The sequence below is a fragment of the Sporosarcina sp. resist genome, assembly GCF_014302295.1.
Taxonomy (GTDB): Bacteria; Bacillota; Bacilli; order Bacillales_A; family Planococcaceae; genus Sporosarcina; species Sporosarcina psychrophila.
Genome location: NZ_CP060287.1, coordinates 2,918,122 through 2,937,273, shown reverse-complemented (window position 1 = coordinate 2,937,273; position 19,152 = coordinate 2,918,122). Strand labels below are relative to the sequence as shown.

34 protein-coding genes are annotated in these 19,152 nt (G+C 39.3%); 32 read left to right on the top strand and 2 right to left on the bottom strand.

Going from position 1 to position 19,152, the window contains the following annotated elements; all coding sequences use genetic code 11:
* Nucleotides 1-69 precede the first annotated feature (69 nt).
* The 4 genes from H7992_RS14450 to H7992_RS14440 are packed head-to-tail and all read left to right on the top strand — an operon-like array spanning nucleotide 70 to nucleotide 1,076.
* On the top strand, nucleotides 70-324 hold the full coding sequence (locus tag H7992_RS14450) for a hypothetical protein (RefSeq protein ID WP_187045071.1): 255 nt from the start codon (nucleotides 70-72) through the stop codon (nucleotides 322-324).
* A complete protein-coding gene (locus H7992_RS24515) occupies nucleotides 321-500 on the top strand; it encodes a DUF6011 domain-containing protein (protein WP_255428444.1) in 180 nt (59 codons plus the stop codon). The genes H7992_RS14450 and H7992_RS24515 overlap by 4 nt, the downstream gene beginning before the upstream one ends.
* Nucleotides 497-916, top strand: a complete 420-nt coding sequence (locus H7992_RS14445; protein ID WP_187045070.1) for a RusA family crossover junction endodeoxyribonuclease — start codon at nucleotides 497-499, stop codon at nucleotides 914-916. Before H7992_RS24515 ends, H7992_RS14445 begins: the two co-directional genes overlap by 4 nt.
* Before the next feature lie 19 nt (nucleotides 917-935).
* On the top strand, nucleotides 936-1,076 hold the full coding sequence (locus H7992_RS14440; RefSeq protein ID WP_187045069.1) for a hypothetical protein: 141 nt from the start codon (nucleotides 936-938) through the stop codon (nucleotides 1,074-1,076).
* Between the two features lie 89 nt (nucleotides 1,077-1,165).
* Here H7992_RS14440 and H7992_RS14435 read toward each other — a convergent pair whose 3' ends face one another.
* Nucleotides 1,166-1,516 (bottom strand): hypothetical protein, encoded by a 351-nt coding sequence (locus H7992_RS14435; protein WP_187045068.1) that lies wholly within the window; start codon nucleotides 1,514-1,516, stop codon nucleotides 1,166-1,168.
* A 149-nt stretch (nucleotides 1,517-1,665) separates the two neighbouring features.
* Here H7992_RS14435 and H7992_RS25115 point away from each other — a divergent pair, with 149 nt between their 5' ends.
* Together H7992_RS25115 and H7992_RS14430 are read left to right on the top strand one after the other, a co-directional pair.
* Nucleotides 1,666-1,764 carry a hypothetical protein gene (locus H7992_RS25115; protein ID WP_370570003.1) on the top strand — a complete coding sequence of 33 codons (99 nt, stop codon included), beginning with the start codon at nucleotides 1,666-1,668 and terminating at the stop codon, nucleotides 1,762-1,764.
* 5 nt (nucleotides 1,765-1,769) lie between these two features.
* Nucleotides 1,770-2,018, top strand: coding sequence for a hypothetical protein (locus H7992_RS14430; RefSeq protein WP_187045067.1), 249 nt, complete (start codon nucleotides 1,770-1,772; stop codon nucleotides 2,016-2,018).
* A 1-nt stretch (nucleotide 2,019) separates the two neighbouring features.
* Here H7992_RS14430 and H7992_RS14425 read toward each other — a convergent pair whose 3' ends face one another.
* On the bottom strand, nucleotides 2,020-2,190 hold the full coding sequence (locus H7992_RS14425; RefSeq protein ID WP_187045066.1) for an aspartyl-phosphate phosphatase Spo0E family protein: 171 nt from the start codon (nucleotides 2,188-2,190) through the stop codon (nucleotides 2,020-2,022).
* A gap of 204 nt (nucleotides 2,191-2,394) precedes the next feature.
* Here H7992_RS14425 and H7992_RS14420 point away from each other — a divergent pair, with 204 nt between their 5' ends.
* The 26 genes from H7992_RS14420 to H7992_RS14295 all read left to right on the top strand — a co-directional run bounded on the left by H7992_RS14420 (nucleotide 2,395) and on the right by H7992_RS14295 (nucleotide 19,137).
* Complete coding sequence (locus H7992_RS14420) at nucleotides 2,395-2,700, top strand: IDEAL domain-containing protein (protein ID WP_187045065.1); 306 nt, start codon at nucleotides 2,395-2,397, stop codon at nucleotides 2,698-2,700.
* On the top strand, nucleotides 2,693-3,013 hold the full coding sequence (locus H7992_RS14415) for a hypothetical protein (RefSeq protein WP_187045064.1): 321 nt from the start codon (nucleotides 2,693-2,695) through the stop codon (nucleotides 3,011-3,013). The genes H7992_RS14420 and H7992_RS14415 overlap by 8 nt, the downstream gene beginning before the upstream one ends.
* On the top strand, nucleotides 3,010-3,303 hold the full coding sequence (locus H7992_RS14410) for a helix-turn-helix transcriptional regulator (RefSeq protein WP_187045063.1): 294 nt from the start codon (nucleotides 3,010-3,012) through the stop codon (nucleotides 3,301-3,303). The genes H7992_RS14415 and H7992_RS14410 overlap by 4 nt, the downstream gene beginning before the upstream one ends.
* 63 nt (nucleotides 3,304-3,366) lie before the next feature.
* A complete protein-coding gene (locus tag H7992_RS14405; protein WP_370570002.1) occupies nucleotides 3,367-3,567 on the top strand; it encodes an XtrA/YqaO family protein in 201 nt (66 codons plus the stop codon).
* Nucleotides 3,568-4,072: 505 nt separating this feature from the next.
* Complete coding sequence (locus tag H7992_RS14400) at nucleotides 4,073-4,195, top strand: XtrA/YqaO family protein (RefSeq protein WP_370570001.1); 123 nt, start codon at nucleotides 4,073-4,075, stop codon at nucleotides 4,193-4,195.
* 173 nt (nucleotides 4,196-4,368) lie between these two features.
* Complete coding sequence (locus H7992_RS14395) at nucleotides 4,369-5,163, top strand: hypothetical protein (RefSeq protein WP_187045060.1); 795 nt, start codon at nucleotides 4,369-4,371, stop codon at nucleotides 5,161-5,163.
* Nucleotides 5,164-5,207: 44 nt separating this feature from the next.
* Nucleotides 5,208-5,720: a hypothetical protein gene (locus H7992_RS14390; RefSeq protein WP_187045059.1), complete on the top strand. Its 513-nt coding sequence runs from the start codon at nucleotides 5,208-5,210 to the stop codon at nucleotides 5,718-5,720.
* A gap of 153 nt (nucleotides 5,721-5,873) precedes the next feature.
* Nucleotides 5,874-6,413, top strand: coding sequence for a hypothetical protein (locus tag H7992_RS14385; RefSeq protein ID WP_187045058.1), 540 nt, complete (start codon nucleotides 5,874-5,876; stop codon nucleotides 6,411-6,413).
* Nucleotides 6,414-6,554: 141 nt separating this feature from the next.
* Complete coding sequence (locus H7992_RS14380; RefSeq protein ID WP_187045057.1) at nucleotides 6,555-7,154, top strand: hypothetical protein; 600 nt, start codon at nucleotides 6,555-6,557, stop codon at nucleotides 7,152-7,154.
* Between the two features lie 122 nt (nucleotides 7,155-7,276).
* A complete protein-coding gene (locus H7992_RS14375) occupies nucleotides 7,277-7,969 on the top strand; it encodes a hypothetical protein (protein ID WP_187045056.1) in 693 nt (230 codons plus the stop codon).
* A gap of 99 nt (nucleotides 7,970-8,068) precedes the next feature.
* Entirely contained in the window at nucleotides 8,069-8,392 is a 324-nt protein-coding gene (locus H7992_RS14370; protein WP_187045055.1) for a hypothetical protein, read from the top strand.
* Nucleotides 8,393-8,448: 56 nt separating this feature from the next.
* Nucleotides 8,449-8,967 (top strand): sigma-70 family RNA polymerase sigma factor, encoded by a 519-nt coding sequence (locus tag H7992_RS14365; protein WP_187045054.1) that lies wholly within the window; start codon nucleotides 8,449-8,451, stop codon nucleotides 8,965-8,967.
* A 283-nt stretch (nucleotides 8,968-9,250) separates the two neighbouring features.
* Nucleotides 9,251-9,640: a hypothetical protein gene (locus tag H7992_RS14360; RefSeq protein ID WP_187045053.1), complete on the top strand. Its 390-nt coding sequence runs from the start codon at nucleotides 9,251-9,253 to the stop codon at nucleotides 9,638-9,640.
* A gap of 240 nt (nucleotides 9,641-9,880) precedes the next feature.
* A complete protein-coding gene (locus H7992_RS14355) occupies nucleotides 9,881-10,441 on the top strand; it encodes a hypothetical protein (protein ID WP_187045052.1) in 561 nt (186 codons plus the stop codon).
* A gap of 174 nt (nucleotides 10,442-10,615) precedes the next feature.
* The gene (locus H7992_RS14350; RefSeq protein ID WP_187045051.1) at nucleotides 10,616-11,482 is read left to right on the top strand and encodes a terminase small subunit; all 867 of its coding nucleotides are present in this window, start codon (nucleotides 10,616-10,618) and stop codon (nucleotides 11,480-11,482) included.
* Nucleotides 11,451-12,797, top strand: coding sequence for a PBSX family phage terminase large subunit (locus H7992_RS14345; RefSeq protein WP_187045050.1), 1,347 nt, complete (start codon nucleotides 11,451-11,453; stop codon nucleotides 12,795-12,797). Before H7992_RS14350 ends, H7992_RS14345 begins: the two co-directional genes overlap by 32 nt.
* A gap of 4 nt (nucleotides 12,798-12,801) precedes the next feature.
* A complete protein-coding gene (locus H7992_RS14340; RefSeq protein ID WP_187045049.1) occupies nucleotides 12,802-14,181 on the top strand; it encodes a phage portal protein in 1,380 nt (459 codons plus the stop codon).
* On the top strand, nucleotides 14,168-15,208 hold the full coding sequence (locus H7992_RS14335) for a minor capsid protein (RefSeq protein WP_187045048.1): 1,041 nt from the start codon (nucleotides 14,168-14,170) through the stop codon (nucleotides 15,206-15,208). The genes H7992_RS14340 and H7992_RS14335 overlap by 14 nt, the downstream gene beginning before the upstream one ends.
* A 176-nt stretch (nucleotides 15,209-15,384) precedes the next feature.
* Nucleotides 15,385-16,086 carry a DUF4355 domain-containing protein gene (locus tag H7992_RS14330; protein ID WP_187045047.1) on the top strand — a complete coding sequence of 234 codons (702 nt, stop codon included), beginning with the start codon at nucleotides 15,385-15,387 and terminating at the stop codon, nucleotides 16,084-16,086.
* Between the two features lie 15 nt (nucleotides 16,087-16,101).
* Nucleotides 16,102-16,455: a hypothetical protein gene (locus H7992_RS14325; protein WP_187045046.1), complete on the top strand. Its 354-nt coding sequence runs from the start codon at nucleotides 16,102-16,104 to the stop codon at nucleotides 16,453-16,455.
* A gap of 17 nt (nucleotides 16,456-16,472) precedes the next feature.
* Nucleotides 16,473-17,516 carry a major capsid protein gene (locus H7992_RS14320; RefSeq protein WP_187045045.1) on the top strand — a complete coding sequence of 348 codons (1,044 nt, stop codon included), beginning with the start codon at nucleotides 16,473-16,475 and terminating at the stop codon, nucleotides 17,514-17,516.
* 43 nt (nucleotides 17,517-17,559) lie between these two features.
* Nucleotides 17,560-17,730 (top strand): DUF7210 family protein, encoded by a 171-nt coding sequence (locus tag H7992_RS14315; RefSeq protein ID WP_187045044.1) that lies wholly within the window; start codon nucleotides 17,560-17,562, stop codon nucleotides 17,728-17,730.
* Nucleotides 17,717-18,025 carry a phage head-tail connector protein gene (locus H7992_RS14310; RefSeq protein WP_187045043.1) on the top strand — a complete coding sequence of 103 codons (309 nt, stop codon included), beginning with the start codon at nucleotides 17,717-17,719 and terminating at the stop codon, nucleotides 18,023-18,025. Before H7992_RS14315 ends, H7992_RS14310 begins: the two co-directional genes overlap by 14 nt.
* Nucleotides 18,015-18,347: a hypothetical protein gene (locus H7992_RS14305; RefSeq protein ID WP_187045042.1), complete on the top strand. Its 333-nt coding sequence runs from the start codon at nucleotides 18,015-18,017 to the stop codon at nucleotides 18,345-18,347. Before H7992_RS14310 ends, H7992_RS14305 begins: the two co-directional genes overlap by 11 nt.
* Complete coding sequence (locus H7992_RS14300; RefSeq protein WP_187045041.1) at nucleotides 18,344-18,784, top strand: HK97-gp10 family putative phage morphogenesis protein; 441 nt, start codon at nucleotides 18,344-18,346, stop codon at nucleotides 18,782-18,784. Before H7992_RS14305 ends, H7992_RS14300 begins: the two co-directional genes overlap by 4 nt.
* A complete protein-coding gene (locus H7992_RS14295) occupies nucleotides 18,784-19,137 on the top strand; it encodes a hypothetical protein (protein WP_187045040.1) in 354 nt (117 codons plus the stop codon). The genes H7992_RS14300 and H7992_RS14295 overlap by 1 nt, the downstream gene beginning before the upstream one ends.
* Nucleotides 19,138-19,152 lie beyond the last annotated feature (15 nt).

Sequence of the window (19,152 nt, the reverse complement as noted above, 5' to 3'; positions counted from 1 at the left end):
AGTATCGACGGTAAACGACATTGTACGCTCTGTTAGTAGTCTATGAAACTTTGAAAGTGAGGGGTCAAAGTGGATAACGAATGGCAATGGGAGCAGGAATTTATTAAGTTACAGCATGAGAATAAAAGATTACGTAATGAATTCGCTACTTACAAGGTGGATCAGATACCGGAATCAGTCCGTAAAGACGGAAAGATCTTCACGAACCAGGAATTGAAGTTTATTCGTGAAAACAATCTGAATTACGGTAGGGTGTACGCGCTGGTTCACCGTCGTGATTCGGCGAAGGATGCACTTATAGAGACGTTGGAGGGGATTTTATGAACTTGGTGGCCAACTGTAAACGTTGCGGCAAACCATTGAAATCAGATAAGAGTATTAGGGCTGGTTATGGGTCAGTTTGCAAGAGGAAACAGGTCGCGGAGGCCGAAGCGGAATTTGAAAGAATCCAAATCACTATCTTCGAAGTAATTGAGTATCAGGAGCGATTGGCCGTATGAGGAAAATACTATTCGAAATACCGGGCGAACCCGTTGCGCAAGGTCGCCCAAGGGCAGGCAAATCATTCGCAGGAAAAACAGTTCTCTATGATCCGGAGAAATCGAGGGACTTCAAGCAATACGTAAAGCTTGCTGCAGGTCAATACGCACCAAAAGAACTCATAACGGGTCCAATTGATCTTTATGTAGATGTTTATCGTTCGACTCCTAAAGCGCTTCAAACGAAGCCGAAACAGGCGCTTATCAAGTCGGGTGAGTTGCGACCGACAACGAAACCGGATGTCGATAATTATGTGAAGGCAATCAAGGATGGACTTACTAAAGTTATTTGGCAGAATGACAGTCAAGTGGTGGATCTGACGGTTCGGAAGTTTTACAGTCTGTCACCGAAAGTGGTTGTTTGTATCAAATACTAATCTGAAATGAGGGGTTGACATGGGGGAATATTTCACAACTACGGTGACGGGCATTGATGAGACCGACGTTAAAAGGCGAGTGGCCGAACTGATTGTAAAGGGATTCGAGGTTGTTTCAGAAGGATCAGCGGTCTTTAGCACAATCATCTTAATGGTGTAGCGATAGTCGGCAAACAGAGTGATTGGTAAACGTGGTTGAATTTGGCTAGTGATAACATGCGTAGAAAATAAGCGAGGAATATATCCTCGCTATTGAAATTCACCATCTGGGTATAGATTTTCGCATCTTCCGGGTGACATTGTTGCAGGAGTTCCATATTTTATGCCATAACTAACACATACCAATTCAGCTTCAACATTACATTCTCTAATGTTCCAGTGTTTGTTTCCTGGTGTAGTTATGCAAAAATCTTGCTTTCCACAAATCCAATCTGGGAATTCTAGTTTAGGCCATAGAGATTCTGTTTTTTGTTCTTCAGAATTATCAACGTTTTGAACTTGTTGAACTAATTCCGAGAGTTCTTGGTACTTTTTTAAAAGATCTTTAAAGTATTCTAATTCCAAAGTAACCGTTTCTTCATTAACTATTAATTTCGACATTAGTATCGCTCCTTTACTAAATATAATGTGCAATTTTTATAATTCAATACAGAAAATTTAGATGAACAATTCTAAAAAAAGCGAAGGAGGCAAATAGTGAATCCTATGAATTATACGCAATCGGCGACAAGTTGCCGATTGAAGTGCTGATGGACATCGACGAGCGCATTGCAGATTGGTTGATGTCCGGCGGTAATGAGTATGATTTGGCAGCACTTAAGGTAGCAAAGCGATTTGTAAAGGAGTGACTGAAGTGGTGCAGCAACTTACTATTTTTGATGCGGTGCCAACAATAGCGTTTAAGCTTGGTGACCTGGTTGAAGTGATCGTCAATGTGGAGGAAAAAGATGTTGAGGATTATTACTATCTCAAGTTGTATGAGGGGTCGGAGGGGCGAATTGTGAAGTTTTTACCTCTACGGCAGTGCGAAGTTTTGTTTGCGAAGTCTAATCAGATCGGTATATTTCGGCATGGTGAATTGGAAAGGTGTGAGCGGGGATGATTCATGATTTATTATTTTTCAACCGTTCATATTCATTTAATAATAAATCAAGCAATTGGCTTGTTTCAACGACTTTTGGGTCAGATAGAGGATTCTCCTTAGCTAGTTCATTGAGTTGCTTTCTTACTTTTTCAATTTGATTGTCCATATCTTCAAGTTTTTTATTGGTCATGTTTGTACCTCCCGATTTTATCTTAGTATCTATAACGAAGGTAGAAAATATACATTTCAATAAAATTCCAAAAGTGCTTTATTTTCATATTAATATAGATCTTTACCAATAACAAAATAAAAATCCGCCTTAATTGACGGCTACTACTAAATTATTATTGGATCAAAATTCATTTGTTATATGAATCAGAAAGGGTGGAGAAGGATGAACAATGATCATGATCATGAACGTGAAAAGTTTAAAAGATTGATGGAAGGATTTTCGCTCGCTGTGTATGCGAACGCTTTAACGGAAATGGGGAAAATCAACTCTCGAAAACTTATGGCTGAAATGTCTGAAGACCCCAAGATGTCACGTCAATATTTGGAGCATCATCCTAGCATTAAAACGGACGTTACTGACAAGGACATGCTGTTGTTGCAGATTGATATCGCGCTTGATACAGGGGATATGGAGATGTTTATGAGGCTTACGAATGAATTGAAAGGGATGGAGTGTTGGTGTGAGTGAGATGAATGCGGCACGGTTGCACGTAATAAAAGACACACATAGAAGGCACATCAGATTATCTACTGAAGCAATTGATTATCTCGTCAAGCAAGCAGAATGGGTGCCGGAGTTGGAGAAGGAAGTTAATGGTCTGCACTGGCGAAATGAATGGTTAAAATCGCAAGAAGAAAACGAACGGTTGCAGGAAGCATTAGAGTTCTATGCGGACAGCAAAAACTACGAAGTTAATGTTGTTGATCAGTGGGGACCGGAAATTGAAGTCATGATGGATGGCGGAGCAAAGGCTGCTGAGTTATTGGGGGGATTGAAATGAGCTTAGAGGAAAATCGCAAGATCAAACACATTGCTGAAAAGGTGAAATTCCTCAGAACGTCTGAAGGATTGAATCTGAAAGACTTAGCAGCAGGATTGAAAATGTATCGTGAACGCATTATGAATTTAGAAATTGGCGTCGAAAGGGCAGATTTACAAGACGTCATTCGGTATTGTGACTACTTTGGATTGGATTATGAAGGGTTTTTGTTTGATGCTTTTCCGGAGTTTAAAGAGGCTTATGTAGCGGATAGCGAAAAGATGATGAGGGCGATTGGGTATAAGATTTGAGCAAATAAAAAAGACAGGATTCCTCCCGTCATGGCTGACTGAATTATAACACAAGGAGGGGTCCTGGTGAACAAAGATATTACTTTTAATACAGATGCATTATTGTTGGGAATTGGTATAATGGAACTACCGTTGAACTGTGTGGTAGTTATTTCGGAGGGGGTTGCGAAAGTGAGAGAGCTTCCGGAGCATGGGGAATATAGGATTGTAACGCATCAGGGTAAGATCAAGCGGATGCGGAGGGAAGAGGGGGAAGAGTTCTGAATAACAATTTAATTATTTCTATATCGTTTGCATTTCTTTTAATGGCAGCGATTGGAGATATAGTCGAAATGTTCAATAGATTTGTTTTATTAGGATTGTCCATATTTGTTACTATATTCACTTTAGGCCAAATAACGATAACAAAATTAGAGAAGCAAGAATACCAATCGAAGTCGGATGAATTACTTTATCAACTTGCACGTTTGCTTACAATTCTATCAGTGCCGCTTGCTGTACTAGCAACCTATTTAACTTATATAAATTCAAACAGTAATATTGAAACAATGACTAATCGATTGACTTTAATATCTCTAGCTTTAGTATTTTTTTCGTCTACTTCAATAGTTAATATTAATAAAAGAAAGTCCCCTGGCCAACCAGAGGACAATGATTGATTACAGCATTGTGCTGTGTCATTTGTTGTCCTCTTTTATTAGTGAATGGATTCATAATTGTTCCCATTTTTATGTCGAATATTGGTATAATGTGATTATCATTGACCTATGTGGTAGTTATTTCGGAGGGGATTGCTAAGGTGAGAGAGCTACCGGAATATGGTGAATATAGGATTGTGACGCATCAATGCAAGATTAAACGGATGCGGAGGGAAGAGGGAGAAAAATTCTGATCGAGTTAATCGTAGGTGTTCTTTTGATTTATGCGATATTAGTTTTGCTTTCATTTAGCAATAATACTATCTCTAAGGTTATTTGGATGCCTTTTCTTATGCTAATATTTCTTATTATTGATATGGATTCCGAAAGTAAAAAGGTGTATGCAGGGAGAAGAGGAGGAGTTTTGATGTCGAAAGAGGAATTTGAAAGTCAGAATATGAAGCGAGAATCCAAGAGCAAGGATATTAACGGCAAAAAAGATCACATATATGTTACCGTAATCCTATTTATTATATTTGGAGTACTATTTGTATGGAAATGGGACGGTGAAACGCAGTTAACCAATCAGATTTCGCTAATAACTAGTTGGATTTCAATTTCATTAGCATTTTTAGCAATTTTATATGCATTTTTTCAAACGTACGTTACTAGGGAAGATAATGAAAAAGTTGCTAGTAGTATAGAGAAGTTTGAAAGTGAAATTAATAAAGTTCGAGAATTGGGTGAAGTAGTAAAAGAAATTAAAGAAATGTCGGAAAACACCAATAGAAGAACAAAAGCAATGGCTGATGATTTTAAAGGCTCATTGGAAGGTGCAAATATAATTTCATCAGAAAGTTTAAAGAAAATGATTGAAAACAACAAAGATAAAGAACCAAAAGATTTAGCGAATGAAATAGTTACTTTTATATCTAACAGTGATGATAAGTTTGTCGATGATTATTTGGACGCTGTTAATAATAATAAACCTAGTGGTTACAGTCAAATTGTGTATTACATTCAAAATATTGTTGGCGTAGAGGAATTTACGCCAAGTGACATCGGAAAACACTTTAAAGAAAAAGGTGTAAACTTAACGCCTGGTCAAATTGCTGGTGCACTCTCTAGATTGAAGAACGACGGAATAATTGAAAGTGTAACATGGGGAGTTTATAGAAAAAAATATAACATTCGCCTTGACCAACCAGAGGACAACGATTGACTACAGCATCGTGCTGTGTCATTTGTTGTATAGGAGCAGTAAAGATGAACATAAAAAAAATAAATAAAATTAGAAAAAGAGAATTTAATAAAATCACAAAAAAACACGAACGAAAATTACTTCTAAGAGCGAAGGCAAACGAAGAATTGGATATAATAATAAATTCATTATCTAAAGAAATAAAATGTGAAAAGAAGCTTTTAAAAGAAGTGGTTTTTCATTTAGAGGCTCTTCAAAAAGAGTTAAATTACTTTGGATATAGGGGGATCGGTATTGGTATTGTTGTTGTTGTTCTGACTAATTTTTTTACAACTCAAGGAATACCAATTATGTACGAAGCTTTAGAAGAGATTGATAAATTTAGTTTTACGCTAGAAAAAATAATTTATTTAGTTATTTACATGTTATTTTTTCTGTTTTTAGTAGGAACATTTGGTTTTGTGCTTTGGAAAACTCTTTCTCCTTTCTTTGGTGACGATAAGGATATTAGAGAACAAATATATATATATGAATATATGATTAAGATTGTAGAAAGTAAAATTAAGCAATTGGAATGATTATAAAAAAATAGTCCACCTGTCTAACCAGAGGACAACGATTAATAACAGCATTGCGCTATGTCATTTATTGTTCTCTGGAGCATGGGGGGATAAGAGTGTGACGCATCAAGGGAAAGTGGAGCGGATGCGGAGGGAAGAAGGGGAAAAGTTTTGATTCTTATGACGATTAATTGGACAGCGATTTCGGCTATATCTTCTGCAATATCAGCAATTATTGCGTTAATAGTTGTACTAATAAATATTAAAAGCATTAAAAAAACGAACGAAATGTTGCACATGGGAAATGTTCCTTGGATTCATATTACTAGCACAAGCAGGATGGGCGCAGACGCAGGAGTTGAGATTTTACTTAAAAACGATGGCAATGCTGTAATTGCAATAGAAAGTGTTAAATTAATTGTAATAGGAACTTACAAGAGCATTGACTTAGAATATAACTACATGAAGGATAATTTACACAAAGGTGAAATAGGCAGGATATTCAAAGTTAAAATACCTAGGGATATCTCATTTTACGAAAAAGAATGTCAAATTGTTATTAAGTATGAAAATCAATATTCAAAGCAAATGAAATGCACTTCACCAAAATTTGATGTTTTTAGCGGAAATGGTACCAAAGAATATATGAGTATTGAAAGACAAGGAAAGAAAGGTATTTTATTTAGACCGTTTACTAACACAATATACTAATAGTCCCCCTGGCCATCCAGAGGACAACGATTGATTACAGCATTGCGCTGTGTCATTTGTTCTGAGTCGGTTAGGGGAATATAGGATTGTTACGCATCAAGGGAAGATTAAACGGATGCGGAGGGAAGAGGGGGAGGAATTTTGAGTAAGGACAATTCAAAGAAAAACAGCCTAAATCTGCATTTAATATATCTTATAATAATCTTCTTGATTGTTTTGAGTGTCGTAGGCGGGTTAGCACTTTATAATCAACAAGTAGCTATAAGTGGATTATCTAATGCGGGTCTATTGCTTTCGATAGTACTAGCGGTGATAGCTATACTTATGACTTTATGGGATGTTGCAGGACAGAAAGAAAGCCTCATCAAAGTAGGGAAATCAGTTGACGATTTGACAACGGTGTCAGAAGGATTAGAGAAATTGGTAAGTAATGCCTTGGAAACAATAGAAGGAAAACAGAGTGAGTTAACAGTTGTTACAAAAGCATTGTTAGAAAAAACAGAGGTATTAAGCAGTGCTGGTACTAGCGTAGACTTTGATGAGATAACAAAGCAATTGAACGTTTTACAAAAAGGGTTAGAAATAAATGAAATAAATGAAATGAATAAAAAGAGGTACTTATCAAATAGACAGATAAAAGACTACCATAATAATAAAAATATCAGTAATGAATTTGAAGATTTGGAAAGTTATCTAAATGTCTTAAAGAATTACTCGGATAATAACAAAGAAAAGCAATAGTCCCCTGGCCAACCAGAGGACAACGATTGATTGCAACTTATACCTTAGTTGATAGTTGTTACATGGTAGACCATGACAGGTTAAAAAATTGTAGGGGATATGGAAGGAAAAGGGGAAGATTTTTGAAAGATAGAATATATGTTAAGGAAGTAGTTATTGGAGTGCTCATTCTAATCATATTTTCTTTAATACTCAAACTAATGTCTTTGGAAGTTAGTTTGCTTCCTTTGTGGTTATCAGAGGATAAATTCTTTGGTATATTCGATGAAGATTCTACTATGAGTTTAATCGGTTCTTTTGTAGGGACATTAACAGCGGGCGTCGTTACCGGTATCATAGCACTATATATTTTTCATGGGCAAAGTAAGTTAGAAATTAGAAAGGTCAGGTTTATAGAGGCTCAAGAGTATTTGAAAATAATAGAACGGATTTGGCGAGAAATAGGGTATATGAATCAGGAAATTAAACGAGAATTAAATGTCAATGAAATTGAAAATAGCACTTTAGAAAGAATAAAAAAACTATCCAATACCACATTAGAAGTGTTGAATAAAATTGATGAAAGATATATCCCCCAAAACGTTTATGCTGACTTTTGGATTCTAAGAAATTCTACCAATGATATTTATAATAGTATAGATTGTTATTTAGAGAACGATTACTTTCTGGATGTGGATACACCTATTGATGTATATGAAGGTATAGAAATAATATTGATGTTAAATGAGACGATTGAGAATTGTTATGAGACTATGAATAAGCTTTCTAGAATGTATTATAAAGAGATTGAAAAAAGTAAATTAGTCATAAAATAAGTCCCCCTGGCCAACCAGAGGACAACGATTGATTACAGCATTGCGCTGTGTCATTTGTTGTCCTCTTTTTTATCTCAAAAATCAGAGGAGGAAAAGACAATGAAAATCAATCAAGAGCGGTTGGATGAGATAAAGGCAGAACTTGCAGAACGTCACCAGCTAACATATGAGGAAGTTTCAAGAATGATTGACAACGTGATTATTGGATTCAAAGGGATGGCAGAACAGCTTAATCCAATCGTGGAGGGGCTATCTCGACTATGGAACTCAATAAAGGAAGTAGCTCTAGAAAACTATGAGAAAGCATTATGGAACATGGAAAATGAAGCGATGTTTGGTTGGAATCTAGATTGGGATACACGTAAACGCAGTCAAGTTATGTCGAATAAACCGAAATTCATTGTCCGGAAAATCATTCGTTGAATGCATCGATTTAAATAAGGTTCGCGGGGAGTTAGATATCGATAGGGGGCGCTTTTATGTTGAGTTGGGTGGATAAAATGGTTCCGGAGTATATCGAGGGCAGGCAGGACATGAAGAGACGCGCGGATCAAGTGGACAGAAGCAATCCGATTGAAATGAATGACTTGAAACAGTTTAATAGCATGATTGATAGTATGACTTATTCGCTTGAATGGATGACTACTGGACGACAGCCGAACACTTATCGAGGGGTCGATGAAAAGGCTGTTTATCAGAGGCGTTCATATGAAAATATTGATTTGATTCCGGATATAGCAGAGCAGTTGGAAGAGAATGATGTAAATAAAAAGCATCTTTTTATGACTAGGGAAGAGAAGGTTATTTTGGCAGATATTCTTTCTTCGTTTTCATTGAGAGAGCGACAGTGTTATATCCTTCACGTTGGGCAAAAGAAGAGTATGTCAGAAATTGCATACGAGCTGGGAGTTAGTAAAAGCATGGTCCAACAATCTATACGCAGAGCCAAAAACAAGGTTGAAGAAAGAATGGATAAAAAATCTATGATATACGCTTGATATACGAAGTCTGCATATATGAGGGGGAGAATTAAAGAGGGGGTGCGTGCGAGCGACATTACCCCTCTTACCAGCCCCGATAAATACGGTCGATATTTACGATAGGCAACATACATAGAGGAGGATGACGATGGAGACGATATATGAGCACTCATGGATTACATCTTGGTTCATTATGGGTATAGGATTCTGGTTGTCGGTAGCGGCAGGGCAGTTTAAAAAAGGTTGATATAGAGGATTTACTCCTTATTTGGCGAATGATGTCGGTGAGGAGGTGATAAACATGGAATGGAAAAAAGACATAGAAAACAAAATTAAACAACGAGTTTTTCTGGATGCTTTTAAAACCGATGCAGATGTTTTGGAGTATCTTTTCAATTATTTCAACGGATTTTTCGAATTACAGGATGAGATTAATTTTTTAAAAGTGACGCAAAAAGATGATGCGGTGAGCATTAAGGTTTTCGATGATGAATTAATCGCGGAAGTCACTCGGGAAAATATTAAATTTTCATGCACAAAGAATGATTATCTATTCCTAGGATTTCTATTTAGAGACCGAGGTATGAAGATGCATATATCCGAAACTCAAAAGCATGAACCTTTTAGCGAAAAAGTTTTAGAAAGGTTCATGGAAATTTCGTTTAATCCTAATGTGGTAATAGAAAAGTAATAATTTTAGAAGTCGCATTCTTTAAAGGTGCGGCTTTTTCTATGTCTAAAAATAAACTAAGTGACTAGCATAACCAGGTGATACGATGATAGTGTGATATAAATGTAACCACCACAATCTTTTTAATCCCCTTTAAAGTTTGTGGTGGTTTTTGCAACTCTTAACTAGTTTCATGAATTAGGACTAGATATGCTTTAAAATAAGTATTTTCAACCGATAAAGGATTCGAGGGGTGGTATCTTGAATCCAGAGTACTATAATAATAAAAATATTATTAAATATCTCGAGGGAAATTTCGGGAAAGTAAATGCTAAATCGGATATTAGTATTAATAATTTTAAAAGGAGTATAAAGCTGAAATACAGTAAAGAAAGGCTTCAGGAGATACATCGAAAAATAACACTACATAATCTTAGAATGGAATTAAGTGCTGATATGAATATGGTTCATATTATTTTGGGGAGTTTTTTGGCAGGTTTGATTACAATGTTTATAACTTACATCACAATAAGTATTAATCAAGTTTATTTTATGGCGGATAAACAATTATCGATTAATCCTATAGAAAAATTAACTGAAGAAGAAAAAACGAAAGTACTTGATGATATCAGCGGCATATTACAAGAAGGAACAGCTCAACTAATGTCTATGGGAATGATATTTATACTATCTTTTTTAATACCATTAATTATTACAGCATTAATATTAGTCTTCATACAAACTAAAAGAATGTATACGAGAAGGGTATTTGAAATGATTATTAAAGAATGTGTTGAAGAATCGGAAGTAGTTGAAGGATAAATTGAATTAGTAAATTTCCGAGGTTTACTGAAGGTTTTATTGCGTCGAGTTTGGAAGAAAGATAAAGAATATTACAAAGGAAATAGCTGATGAAAAGTTTGGCTAACAACAGGCGCCCTTTATAGGGTGCTATTTCTATGCTTAAAACTAAAAGGAGGCGGACGGTGATGTGATGTGCCTAATTGGGAAGAGATTCAGAAAGAGTGGGAAACAACAAAAATAACGCTTGCCGTATTAGCTGAAAAACATGACGTGAAACTTGGTACGTTGAAGAGCAGGAAAAGTCGTGAAGCTTGGGTAAGAGGTCCATCTAAGAAAGATGCAACCAAAAAACAAAAGGATGCAAAAAAGATGCAACCGAAAGAGGTCTTTGTAGAGTCGGATGATTTAACCGATAAGCAGAGGCTTTTTTGTATTTACTACATTAAGAACTTTAACGCGACAATGGCAGCTATCAAGGCTGGGTATGCAAGAAATAGTGCTCATGTCGAAGGAAGTCGATTGCTTAGAAATGTTAAGGTGGCAGCCGAAGTCAGAAGACTGAAAGGTGAAATGCACCAGGAAGTCTTCGTTACCGCGATGGACGTGTTGAATAAGTACATTCAAATAGCCTTTGCAGATATGACAGACTTTGTTGAGTTCGGAAGTATGGAGATGGAACAACGACATCCGGAAACTGGCAAGGTGATGTTAGATGCTAATTTCAAGCCGATCACTTATAAGATGAGTCATCTTGATTTTAAGAATGACGATGAAGTGGACGGAACTATAATCAGTGAAGTTAAGCAGGGTAAGGATGGAGTATCTATAAAGCTCGCTAGCCGAGAAAAAGCAATGGACTTCCTATCCAAACATTTCGATATGTTACCGGATCATTTCAAGCGCCAATTAGAACAAGAGAAACTGAAAATAGCTCATGCAAAAGCATTCGGTAACGAGGATCCTGAACAGTACGAAGACGATGGATTCAATGAAGCACTAAACGTTACAACTTCGGAGGTGTGGGGCAATGCTAACGACCAAACCGACGAAGACGAATAACTTCTTTGCATTTTTAACTGAGAAAAAGAAGTACAAACAGAAGAAACCTGCCCCATTCAAATTCCAACCATTCTCTATCAAACAGAAACAAGTCTTAACGTGGTGGCGTGAAGGTTCGCCTGTTAAGGATTTGGATGGCATCATATGCGATGGTTCGGTGCGGGCAGGTAAAACGGTCGTTATGTCCCTTTCTTACGTTATGTGGGCAATGGAGACATTCCAAGATGAGAACATGGGGATGGCCGGGAAGACGATTGGTTCATTCCGACGTAACGTTATCACTCCATTGAAACGCATGTTAAAAGCTCGCGGATACAAGGTTAAAGACCACCGAGCAGAGAACTATTTAACGATTTCCTATAAAGGCATTACCAATCAGTTTTACGTCTTTGGTGGTAAGGACGAAGGTTCACAGGATCTTATTCAAGGGATTACGCTTGCAGGTATGTTCTTCGATGAAGTGGCCTTGATGCCTGAATCATTCGTGTCACAAGCGACTGCCCGTTGTTCTGTAAAAGGCTCAAAGTTCTGGTTCAACTGCAACCCCGAAGGTCCTTATCATTGGTTCAAAGAAAAATGGATTGATCAGCGGAAAGAAAAGAAGATGTTGCAACTCCATTTCACGATGGACGACAACCTTTCCCTTGATGCTGAGACCAAGCAACGCTATTTGCGGATGTATGCAGGAATATTCTATCAGCGCTTCATACTGGGCTTGTGGGTGCTTGCCGAAGGCGTCATCTATGACATGTTCAACGAAGATGAGCATGTCGTGAAGGCAATTGATAGACCGTATTCAAAGTATTATGTTGCGGTCGACTATGGAACGCAAAACCCTACTGTCTTCGGATTGTGGGGTCTTTATGCAGGCGTCTGGTACAAGGTTAAAGAGAATCACCATAGCGGTCGTGGAGGAACACAAAAGACTGACACGGAGTACAGCGAAGAAATGGGTAAGTTTATTAACGACAAGAAAACTCAAATCATTATAGATCCATCTGCTGCATCGTTTATTGCTCAGCTTAAAAAGGATGGATTCAAGGTTAAGAAAGCAAACAACGATGTCATTAACGGTATCCGTAACGTAGCGAGTTCATTGATTAACGGGAAAATAAAATATAACGATTGCTGTAAAGAAACTTTTCGAGAGTTCTCTTCCTACATTTGGGACGAGAAAGCGGGTAATCGCGGTGAAGAGAAGCCGATTAAAACGAATGACCACCATATGGACGGTGACAGATACTTTGTCAATACGATTCTATTCGGTCATTTGAAAGCGAAAGTAAGCAGCAAATCTAAACTTGGATTGAGGTGATAGCATGGCGATTATTCGAGATAGAGAACTAATAGAAAAAGACATCCCAGTGGAACTCATTGCAAGCTGTATCAAGGAGCACCAGGAAGGTATTAAACGCTTGAATCTGCTGGATAATTACTACTTAGGAAATCACGCAATCTTAGATCGTCCATCAGACGAGGACAAAGGATTGCCGAACAATAGATTGGTAGCAAATCACGCGAAGTATATCACAGACATCTCCTCGGGTTATGTATTTGGTAATCCAGTTAAGTATGAGGGTTCACAGATAGACGCGATTACAAAGGCTTACAAAGCAATTGATATCGTATCGCATGATTCGGAGTTGTCAAAGGACCTTTCTATATTCGGTAGGGGGCTAGAGCTTTATTTCATGTCTAGTGATGAGATTCCGATTCCAAAGGTCGCCGTCATTGATCCGCGACAAATCTTCCTGGTTGTCGATGATACGGTTGAATATAAGACGATGTTTGGTGTTCATTACTACGAGAAGAGGGACGTTGACAACAAGGTAATTGGCTTTAACATCAACGTTTATTCTGAAACGGAAGTAATTAAGTACTTCACAAAAGAAGTTGAGGGAAAAGATTACGAATTAATTGATCAAGAACCTCATTATTACAACGCAGTTCCAGTTACTGAGTTCTCGAACAACGAGGAGCAACAGGGCGACTATGAGCAACAGATTAGCTTAATCGATGCATATAACATCCTGCAATCGGATCGAGTGAATGATAAAGAGCAGCTCGTTGATGCGATATTGAAAGTAGTTGGATTCTCATTCGGGGATGACGAAGAAGAAATGTCTACAACGGCAAGGATGTTGAAAAAGCACAAGATACTAGAACTTCCGGAAACAGGTGCTGATGCTTCTTGGCTTGTGAAAGGCTTAAACGAAACAGAAGTAGAAGTATTGAAGGATGCAATCAAATCCGATATCCATGAATTCAGCATGGTCCCGAATCTGACGGATGAAAACTTTGCAGCACAATCTTCCGGAGTGGCCATGAAATATAAGTTACTCGGCTTAGAGCAGTTAGCAGTCATCAAGGAGCGTTATTTCGTGCAGGGATTGCGGGAGCGATTGATACTATTCGCTAATATCCTCGGCGTCAAAGGGAAAGCGGTGGACATGTCAGACGTGATAATCACGATGACGCGAAACCTCCCAGAGAACGAGGTTACGATTCAAGAACTTGTTACGCTGAGAGATTTCGCAAGTGATGAAACGCTATTGTCTCAGATTCCGTTTATCGAAGAACCAACGGAAGAAATCAAGAGGGTTAAAGTGCAGCTGGAAGAAAAGTTAAAACGAACTCAAAGGGAATTCGGTTACCCGATGAATCCACCTGAGGACGTGACGGGCAATGAAGAGGAGTAACGCCTACTGGGACAAGCGGTCATTGCAACGAATGGCTGAGTATCATCGAGGCGCTGACACTACTATTCAGACTGTTACTAACGCTTATGACAAAGCACAAAAAGATATCCAATCTATGATTGACCAGATATTCGTGACGTTTGGCAGTAACGGGCAGATGGATGTTGCTACAGCTCGCAAGGTGCTGAATCAACAAATGACCAACCCTTTGCTACAGATAGCTAAAAGAGAATATCCGAAAATCAAAGATGAAAGGATTCGTAGATGGATGTTAGCGAGGATGAACGCTCCTGCTTACAGAGCTCGTATCACCCGTTTAGAAGCGTTGAAAGAAAATGCTTATCTACAGTCCAAAATCATAGCAGACGTGGAGATAACAGCAGGTACAAACCTGTACATCAAGACGATGAAGGATGCGTACCATCGGACGATGTTCGACGTTCAGAAGGGAATAGGTTTAGGCTTTGAGTTTGCGGCCATTCCTAATCCTGTGATTCAAAACATCCTCAAACAACCATGGGCAGGTAAACAATTTTCCGAAAGAATATGGGGTAACACCGATGTTCTGGCGACGCAAGTGTCTGATGTTATTACAGCGGGTTTTTTGTCTGGAGTAGGAACAGCTCAAATGAGCAAGGAACTAGCGTCACGGATGAACGTAGGCAAACATGCAGCTAATCGGTTAGTGCGCACAGAAACGACCTACATGGCGAATATGGCTGAAATGGAGTCGTATGAAGAGGCTGAGATTGATGAATATATGTTTCTTGCTACGTTGGATAAAAAGACATCGGTAATATGCCAGAAACAAGATTTAAAGGTTTATAAGGTTAAAGATGCGATGCCGGGTGTGAACATGCCTCCGATGCATCCTTTTTGTCGTTCATCTACACGGGGTTATTTCGGACCTGCAACATTGGATAACATCCAACGTCGGGCGAGGAATCCAGCTACTGGTAAGAATGAGTTGGTTCCGGCGAGTATGGCTTATCCGGAATGGAAGGAAAAATATGCGATTGCGGGGTGAAGGTATGAAATTGCTAAAGGCAGTCGGATTGATGTTTAAGGCTATGTGGATAGTTCTTACACTTCCGTTCTATGCGTTAAAACGTAGAAATTAAAGAGTTTACCTGTCCAAAACGTGCCCACGACTTGAAAAGGTGCATGGATAAAGCCGACGGGCGTTAAACGGTGGAGGTACTTATGGAAATTATTATTCTGTTAATCACATTTATCAAATCGTTGTATGTCTCGCATAAACCTATGCAGTCAATCGTTAAACATCCCGAACTCCCTTTACGACTAAACATCCAGTTCTTCGCTGATGAGGGTGAAGATGACGACGGAGACGATGACGAGGGTGATAAAGGCGACGAGGAAAAAGGCGATGAAGAAAAGAAAAAAGACGTTGGCTTTACGCCGGAACAGCAGACAAAGATTGACGCTTTAATTGCCAAGACGGTCGCTAAAGAGCGTGCTAATCGTGACAAGGACATTGAGGCAGCCAAAACAGAAGCTGAGAAGCTCGCCAAGATGAACGCTGAACAAAAGACTGAATATGAACGGCAGCAACGTGAAGATAAGATGTCTGAACGTGAAGCGGGCATCACACGTCGTGAACTTCGTGCATCTGCACTTGAAACACTCGCCGAGAAGGGGTTACCTAAACAACTCGCTGACATTCTAGTGTTTTCAGATGCCGAATCAACGAATAAAAGCCTTGACGCAGTAGAGAAGGCGTTTCGCGAATCAGTTGAAGCAGGTGTGAACGAGAGGTTGAAAGGTAATCCGCCAAAAATTGGAGGAGGTGCAGGCGGTAGTGGTGACAACTACGGTAAAAAAATCGCTCAACAAGCGCAAGGCAATGTGGAAATGGATAAAGCGAGAAATTCCTATTTCGAATAAGGAGGAGAATGAAGGATGAAATTCACAGAAACCCACTATGGTAATAAAAAAGAAATTTTAAAGTTTCCTGATCACTACGTCAATATGGCGGTAACGATAAATGACGCAGGTGTGGTAGCGGTCGGTGGTAAGAAGATTGTTCCTGCTGGCACTATCCTTGGGGGTGGATTCCTAGCGGACATTACAGTTAAAGCGATAAAAGCGAATGATGCGAATGCTGAGGGCGTCCTCTTCAATGACACGGACGTTACTTTCGGACCGGCTTCTGGAACTGCGTTAATTCACGGGTTCCTAGCACTAGATAAACTACCTGAAGCACCGACGGAAGAAGCAGCGGCAGCACTACTGCAAATCACATTTTTGAAATAAGAGAGGAATGACGATAAATGCCCACTATTTTTGATTTAGTAAGCGCAGAAAATATTGCAACATATTACAAGGAATCTGTTTCCAATCAAATCCCCTACCTCGGGGCGACTCTCTTTCCTGCAAAGAAACAACTCGGGCTTGATCTGAGTTGGATTAAAGGGTCGAAAGGACTCCCGGTCGCTTTGATGCCATCTGAATTCGATGCAAAAGCTACGGTCCGCGATCGTATCGGATTAACGAAAATTGAAACTGAGATGCCTTTTTTCCGTGAAGCTATGCGTATCGGTGAGAAAGATCGACAAGAACTCAATAAGTTACTGGCATCGTCTAATGACGCTTATATAATGCCGATTATTAATGATATTTACGATGATGCGAAAACGCTGGTTACAGGCGCAGATGTGCAACCTGAGCGCATGATTATGCAACTGTTGTCTACAGGTAAAATACAAATTGCCGCAAATCGAGTGGCTTATGAGTACGACTATAAAATGCTCTCTGACCATAAAGAAGAACTCGCTGGCGGAGCGGAGTGGAGCAAAGCGGATTCAACGCCAATCCAGGACATTATGAGATGGCAGCAAACGGTCGAAGATAATACGGGTAGCCTTCCGACGAATGCTGTTTTATCTCGTAAAACATTTGGCTATTTACTCAACCATTCGAGTATCCGACTAGATATGAACCCACTTGGAGGTCAGAACATCATCATGACCGAATCTATGCTGAAACAGTATCTTCAAACGAAGTTCGGTCTATCAGTTGCAATATATAACAAAAAATATCGTGCTGAAGATGGAGTGCTCAAAAACTTCTACCCAGATGACCATTTCACACTTATTCCGGATGGTAGTCTCGGTAGCACATATTACGGAACAACACCAGAAGAGTCGGACCTCCTTTCTGGCAATGTTGATGCGCAGGTGCAGATTGTCAATACCGGAGTAGCCGTCACGACAGTTAAAGAACCCCATCCGGTAAATGTGAAAACAATTGTAAGTGAAATTGTAATGCCGAGCTTTGAAACGATCGATAACATTTTTATTGCAAAAGTAGGTTGAGAGGGGAATATCCCCTCTAATTTTACGAAAGGGGGAAGAAATTATGGCAAAGAAAAGGGACGAGGAAGTGTTAGAAACAAAAACGCAAGAGGTGGTGTTTAACACTAACGTCAAACACGGCAAAGCTCTCTATAAAAAAGGTGAATCGTTAGAAGCTTCTGAAGCTGAATATGAAGTGTTATTGAAGGCTGGTGTGATCTATGAGGCAAATTGATAAATTAAAGCTGCAACTCGGAATCATAAACAGCGAACAAGACGACTTGCTGGAGCTGTCGCTCGAAGATATAAAAACTGACATTCTGACATGGACGAATCGGACGGCTCTACCGAAATCTTTGGAGTCAACCTGTCGCCAAATCGCAGTAATTCACTACAACAAGCAAGGTGTAGAGGGACAAACAAGCCATTCAGAGGGCGGTATCAGCCGATCTTTCGAGGATTTACCGCAATCATTACAAAGCACCATTAATCAAAAGCGTTTAGCTAAGTTGGCACGCTATGCGACTTAAACAAAGCGATTTGAAACCATATATGGTTTATCGACGAATCATTGTCACGGAACCGGATGGGACGACTTACGAGGAAGAAGATCCAAACGGTCACACTATCCGAGCTAACGTCCAACCGGCAGGCGGGAAATTAATGGTCGAGCTATACGGTGAACGTCTAGCGTATATACTGACGGCTTATGTTGAGATTGGAACGGACATTCAGGAGTCTGATAGAGCGTGCATTTATGTCGCTACCGACAGAACACCTGACTACAAGGTGGTCGCTATCCGACGATGGAATACCCACTACGTCGTAGATTTCGAGAAGGTGAGAACATGAGCCAAATTAAAGGTTTGAATAGCCTTATGAAAAAGCTCGACCGTCTTGGTGGCGATAGTCATAAGTCACTTAAAGTAGGAATTAAGCAAGCTAACAAGATGGTGCAGGGTGAAGCTAAAGGGCTTGCGCCTACCGGTGATAGTGGCTTGTTGAAGAATAGCATCAAAGAAAAGGTCGAGGAAAAAACCGGTATAATCACCGGCAAAGTTTCGACCAATCTCCATTACGCACCCTATGTTGAGTTCGGAACGGGTCAACGAGGTGAAGGTTCTCCATCTCCCCCTAAATCACCCGAAAACCTAAACTACCGACAGGATTGGGCAGGGATGGATGCTCAACCTTTTCTTTATCCGGCACTAAAGAACAATAAAGGCAAAGTGTTGGATACCGTAAAAGAACAATTGAAAAAAGACATTCAGAAAATGGGTGGTTCTTGATGTATGATGCTAAACCAGAAATCTATTCGTTACTATCGTCGATTCCGGGCGTAACTGCTTCAGACCAATTTCCCGTCGGCCCAGCACAAACACCTCACATCACATTTAAAGAATCGGACAATAAAAACTATCATAAAATGCGCATTGAATTACAGACCGAAATCATCATATTGATTGACGTCTGGCACACGAAGTCAACCGGAACGGTAGCTAAACAAGTTGACGACAAGATGAGTGGTATAGGTTTCCTACGGGAATTAGCGACGGACTTAAATGATCCGTCGGGCATAAAACGCAAGACAATGCGTTATCGGGGCATTGTCGACAAACGAACGAATCTAGTACACCAATAAAGGAGAGTGGCTATA

Excerpts from the sequence above, each read along its gene's own strand:
- H7992_RS24515 (WP_255428444.1), top strand. The coding sequence starts at position 321 with ATGAACTTGGTGGCCAACTGTAAACGTTGCGGCAAACCATTGAAATCA.
- H7992_RS14445 (WP_187045070.1), top strand. The coding sequence starts at position 497 with ATGAGGAAAATACTATTCGAAATACCGGGCGAACCCGTTGCGCAAGGT.
- H7992_RS14440 (WP_187045069.1), top strand. The coding sequence starts at position 936 with ATGGGGGAATATTTCACAACTACGGTGACGGGCATTGATGAGACCGAC.
- H7992_RS14435 (WP_187045068.1), bottom strand. The coding sequence starts at position 1,516 with ATGTCGAAATTAATAGTTAATGAAGAAACGGTTACTTTGGAATTAGAA.
- H7992_RS25115 (WP_370570003.1), top strand. The coding sequence starts at position 1,666 with ATGGACATCGACGAGCGCATTGCAGATTGGTTGATGTCCGGCGGTAAT.
- H7992_RS14425 (WP_187045066.1), bottom strand. The coding sequence starts at position 2,190 with ATGACCAATAAAAAACTTGAAGATATGGACAATCAAATTGAAAAAGTA.
- H7992_RS14420 (WP_187045065.1), top strand. The coding sequence starts at position 2,395 with ATGAACAATGATCATGATCATGAACGTGAAAAGTTTAAAAGATTGATG.
- H7992_RS14410 (WP_187045063.1), top strand. The coding sequence starts at position 3,010 with ATGAGCTTAGAGGAAAATCGCAAGATCAAACACATTGCTGAAAAGGTG.
- H7992_RS14395 (WP_187045060.1), top strand. The coding sequence starts at position 4,369 with ATGTCGAAAGAGGAATTTGAAAGTCAGAATATGAAGCGAGAATCCAAG.
- H7992_RS14390 (WP_187045059.1), top strand. The coding sequence starts at position 5,208 with ATGAACATAAAAAAAATAAATAAAATTAGAAAAAGAGAATTTAATAAA.
- H7992_RS14370 (WP_187045055.1), top strand. The coding sequence starts at position 8,069 with ATGAAAATCAATCAAGAGCGGTTGGATGAGATAAAGGCAGAACTTGCA.
- H7992_RS14365 (WP_187045054.1), top strand. The coding sequence starts at position 8,449 with ATGTTGAGTTGGGTGGATAAAATGGTTCCGGAGTATATCGAGGGCAGG.
- H7992_RS14360 (WP_187045053.1), top strand. The coding sequence starts at position 9,251 with ATGGAATGGAAAAAAGACATAGAAAACAAAATTAAACAACGAGTTTTT.
- H7992_RS14345 (WP_187045050.1), top strand. The coding sequence starts at position 11,451 with ATGCTAACGACCAAACCGACGAAGACGAATAACTTCTTTGCATTTTTA.
- H7992_RS14340 (WP_187045049.1), top strand. The coding sequence starts at position 12,802 with ATGGCGATTATTCGAGATAGAGAACTAATAGAAAAAGACATCCCAGTG.
- H7992_RS14335 (WP_187045048.1), top strand. The coding sequence starts at position 14,168 with ATGAAGAGGAGTAACGCCTACTGGGACAAGCGGTCATTGCAACGAATG.
- H7992_RS14330 (WP_187045047.1), top strand. The coding sequence starts at position 15,385 with ATGGAAATTATTATTCTGTTAATCACATTTATCAAATCGTTGTATGTC.
- H7992_RS14325 (WP_187045046.1), top strand. The coding sequence starts at position 16,102 with ATGAAATTCACAGAAACCCACTATGGTAATAAAAAAGAAATTTTAAAG.
- H7992_RS14320 (WP_187045045.1), top strand. The coding sequence starts at position 16,473 with ATGCCCACTATTTTTGATTTAGTAAGCGCAGAAAATATTGCAACATAT.
- H7992_RS14315 (WP_187045044.1), top strand. The coding sequence starts at position 17,560 with ATGGCAAAGAAAAGGGACGAGGAAGTGTTAGAAACAAAAACGCAAGAG.
- H7992_RS14310 (WP_187045043.1), top strand. The coding sequence starts at position 17,717 with ATGAGGCAAATTGATAAATTAAAGCTGCAACTCGGAATCATAAACAGC.
- H7992_RS14305 (WP_187045042.1), top strand. The coding sequence starts at position 18,015 with ATGCGACTTAAACAAAGCGATTTGAAACCATATATGGTTTATCGACGA.
- H7992_RS14300 (WP_187045041.1), top strand. The coding sequence starts at position 18,344 with ATGAGCCAAATTAAAGGTTTGAATAGCCTTATGAAAAAGCTCGACCGT.
- H7992_RS14295 (WP_187045040.1), top strand. The coding sequence starts at position 18,784 with ATGTATGATGCTAAACCAGAAATCTATTCGTTACTATCGTCGATTCCG.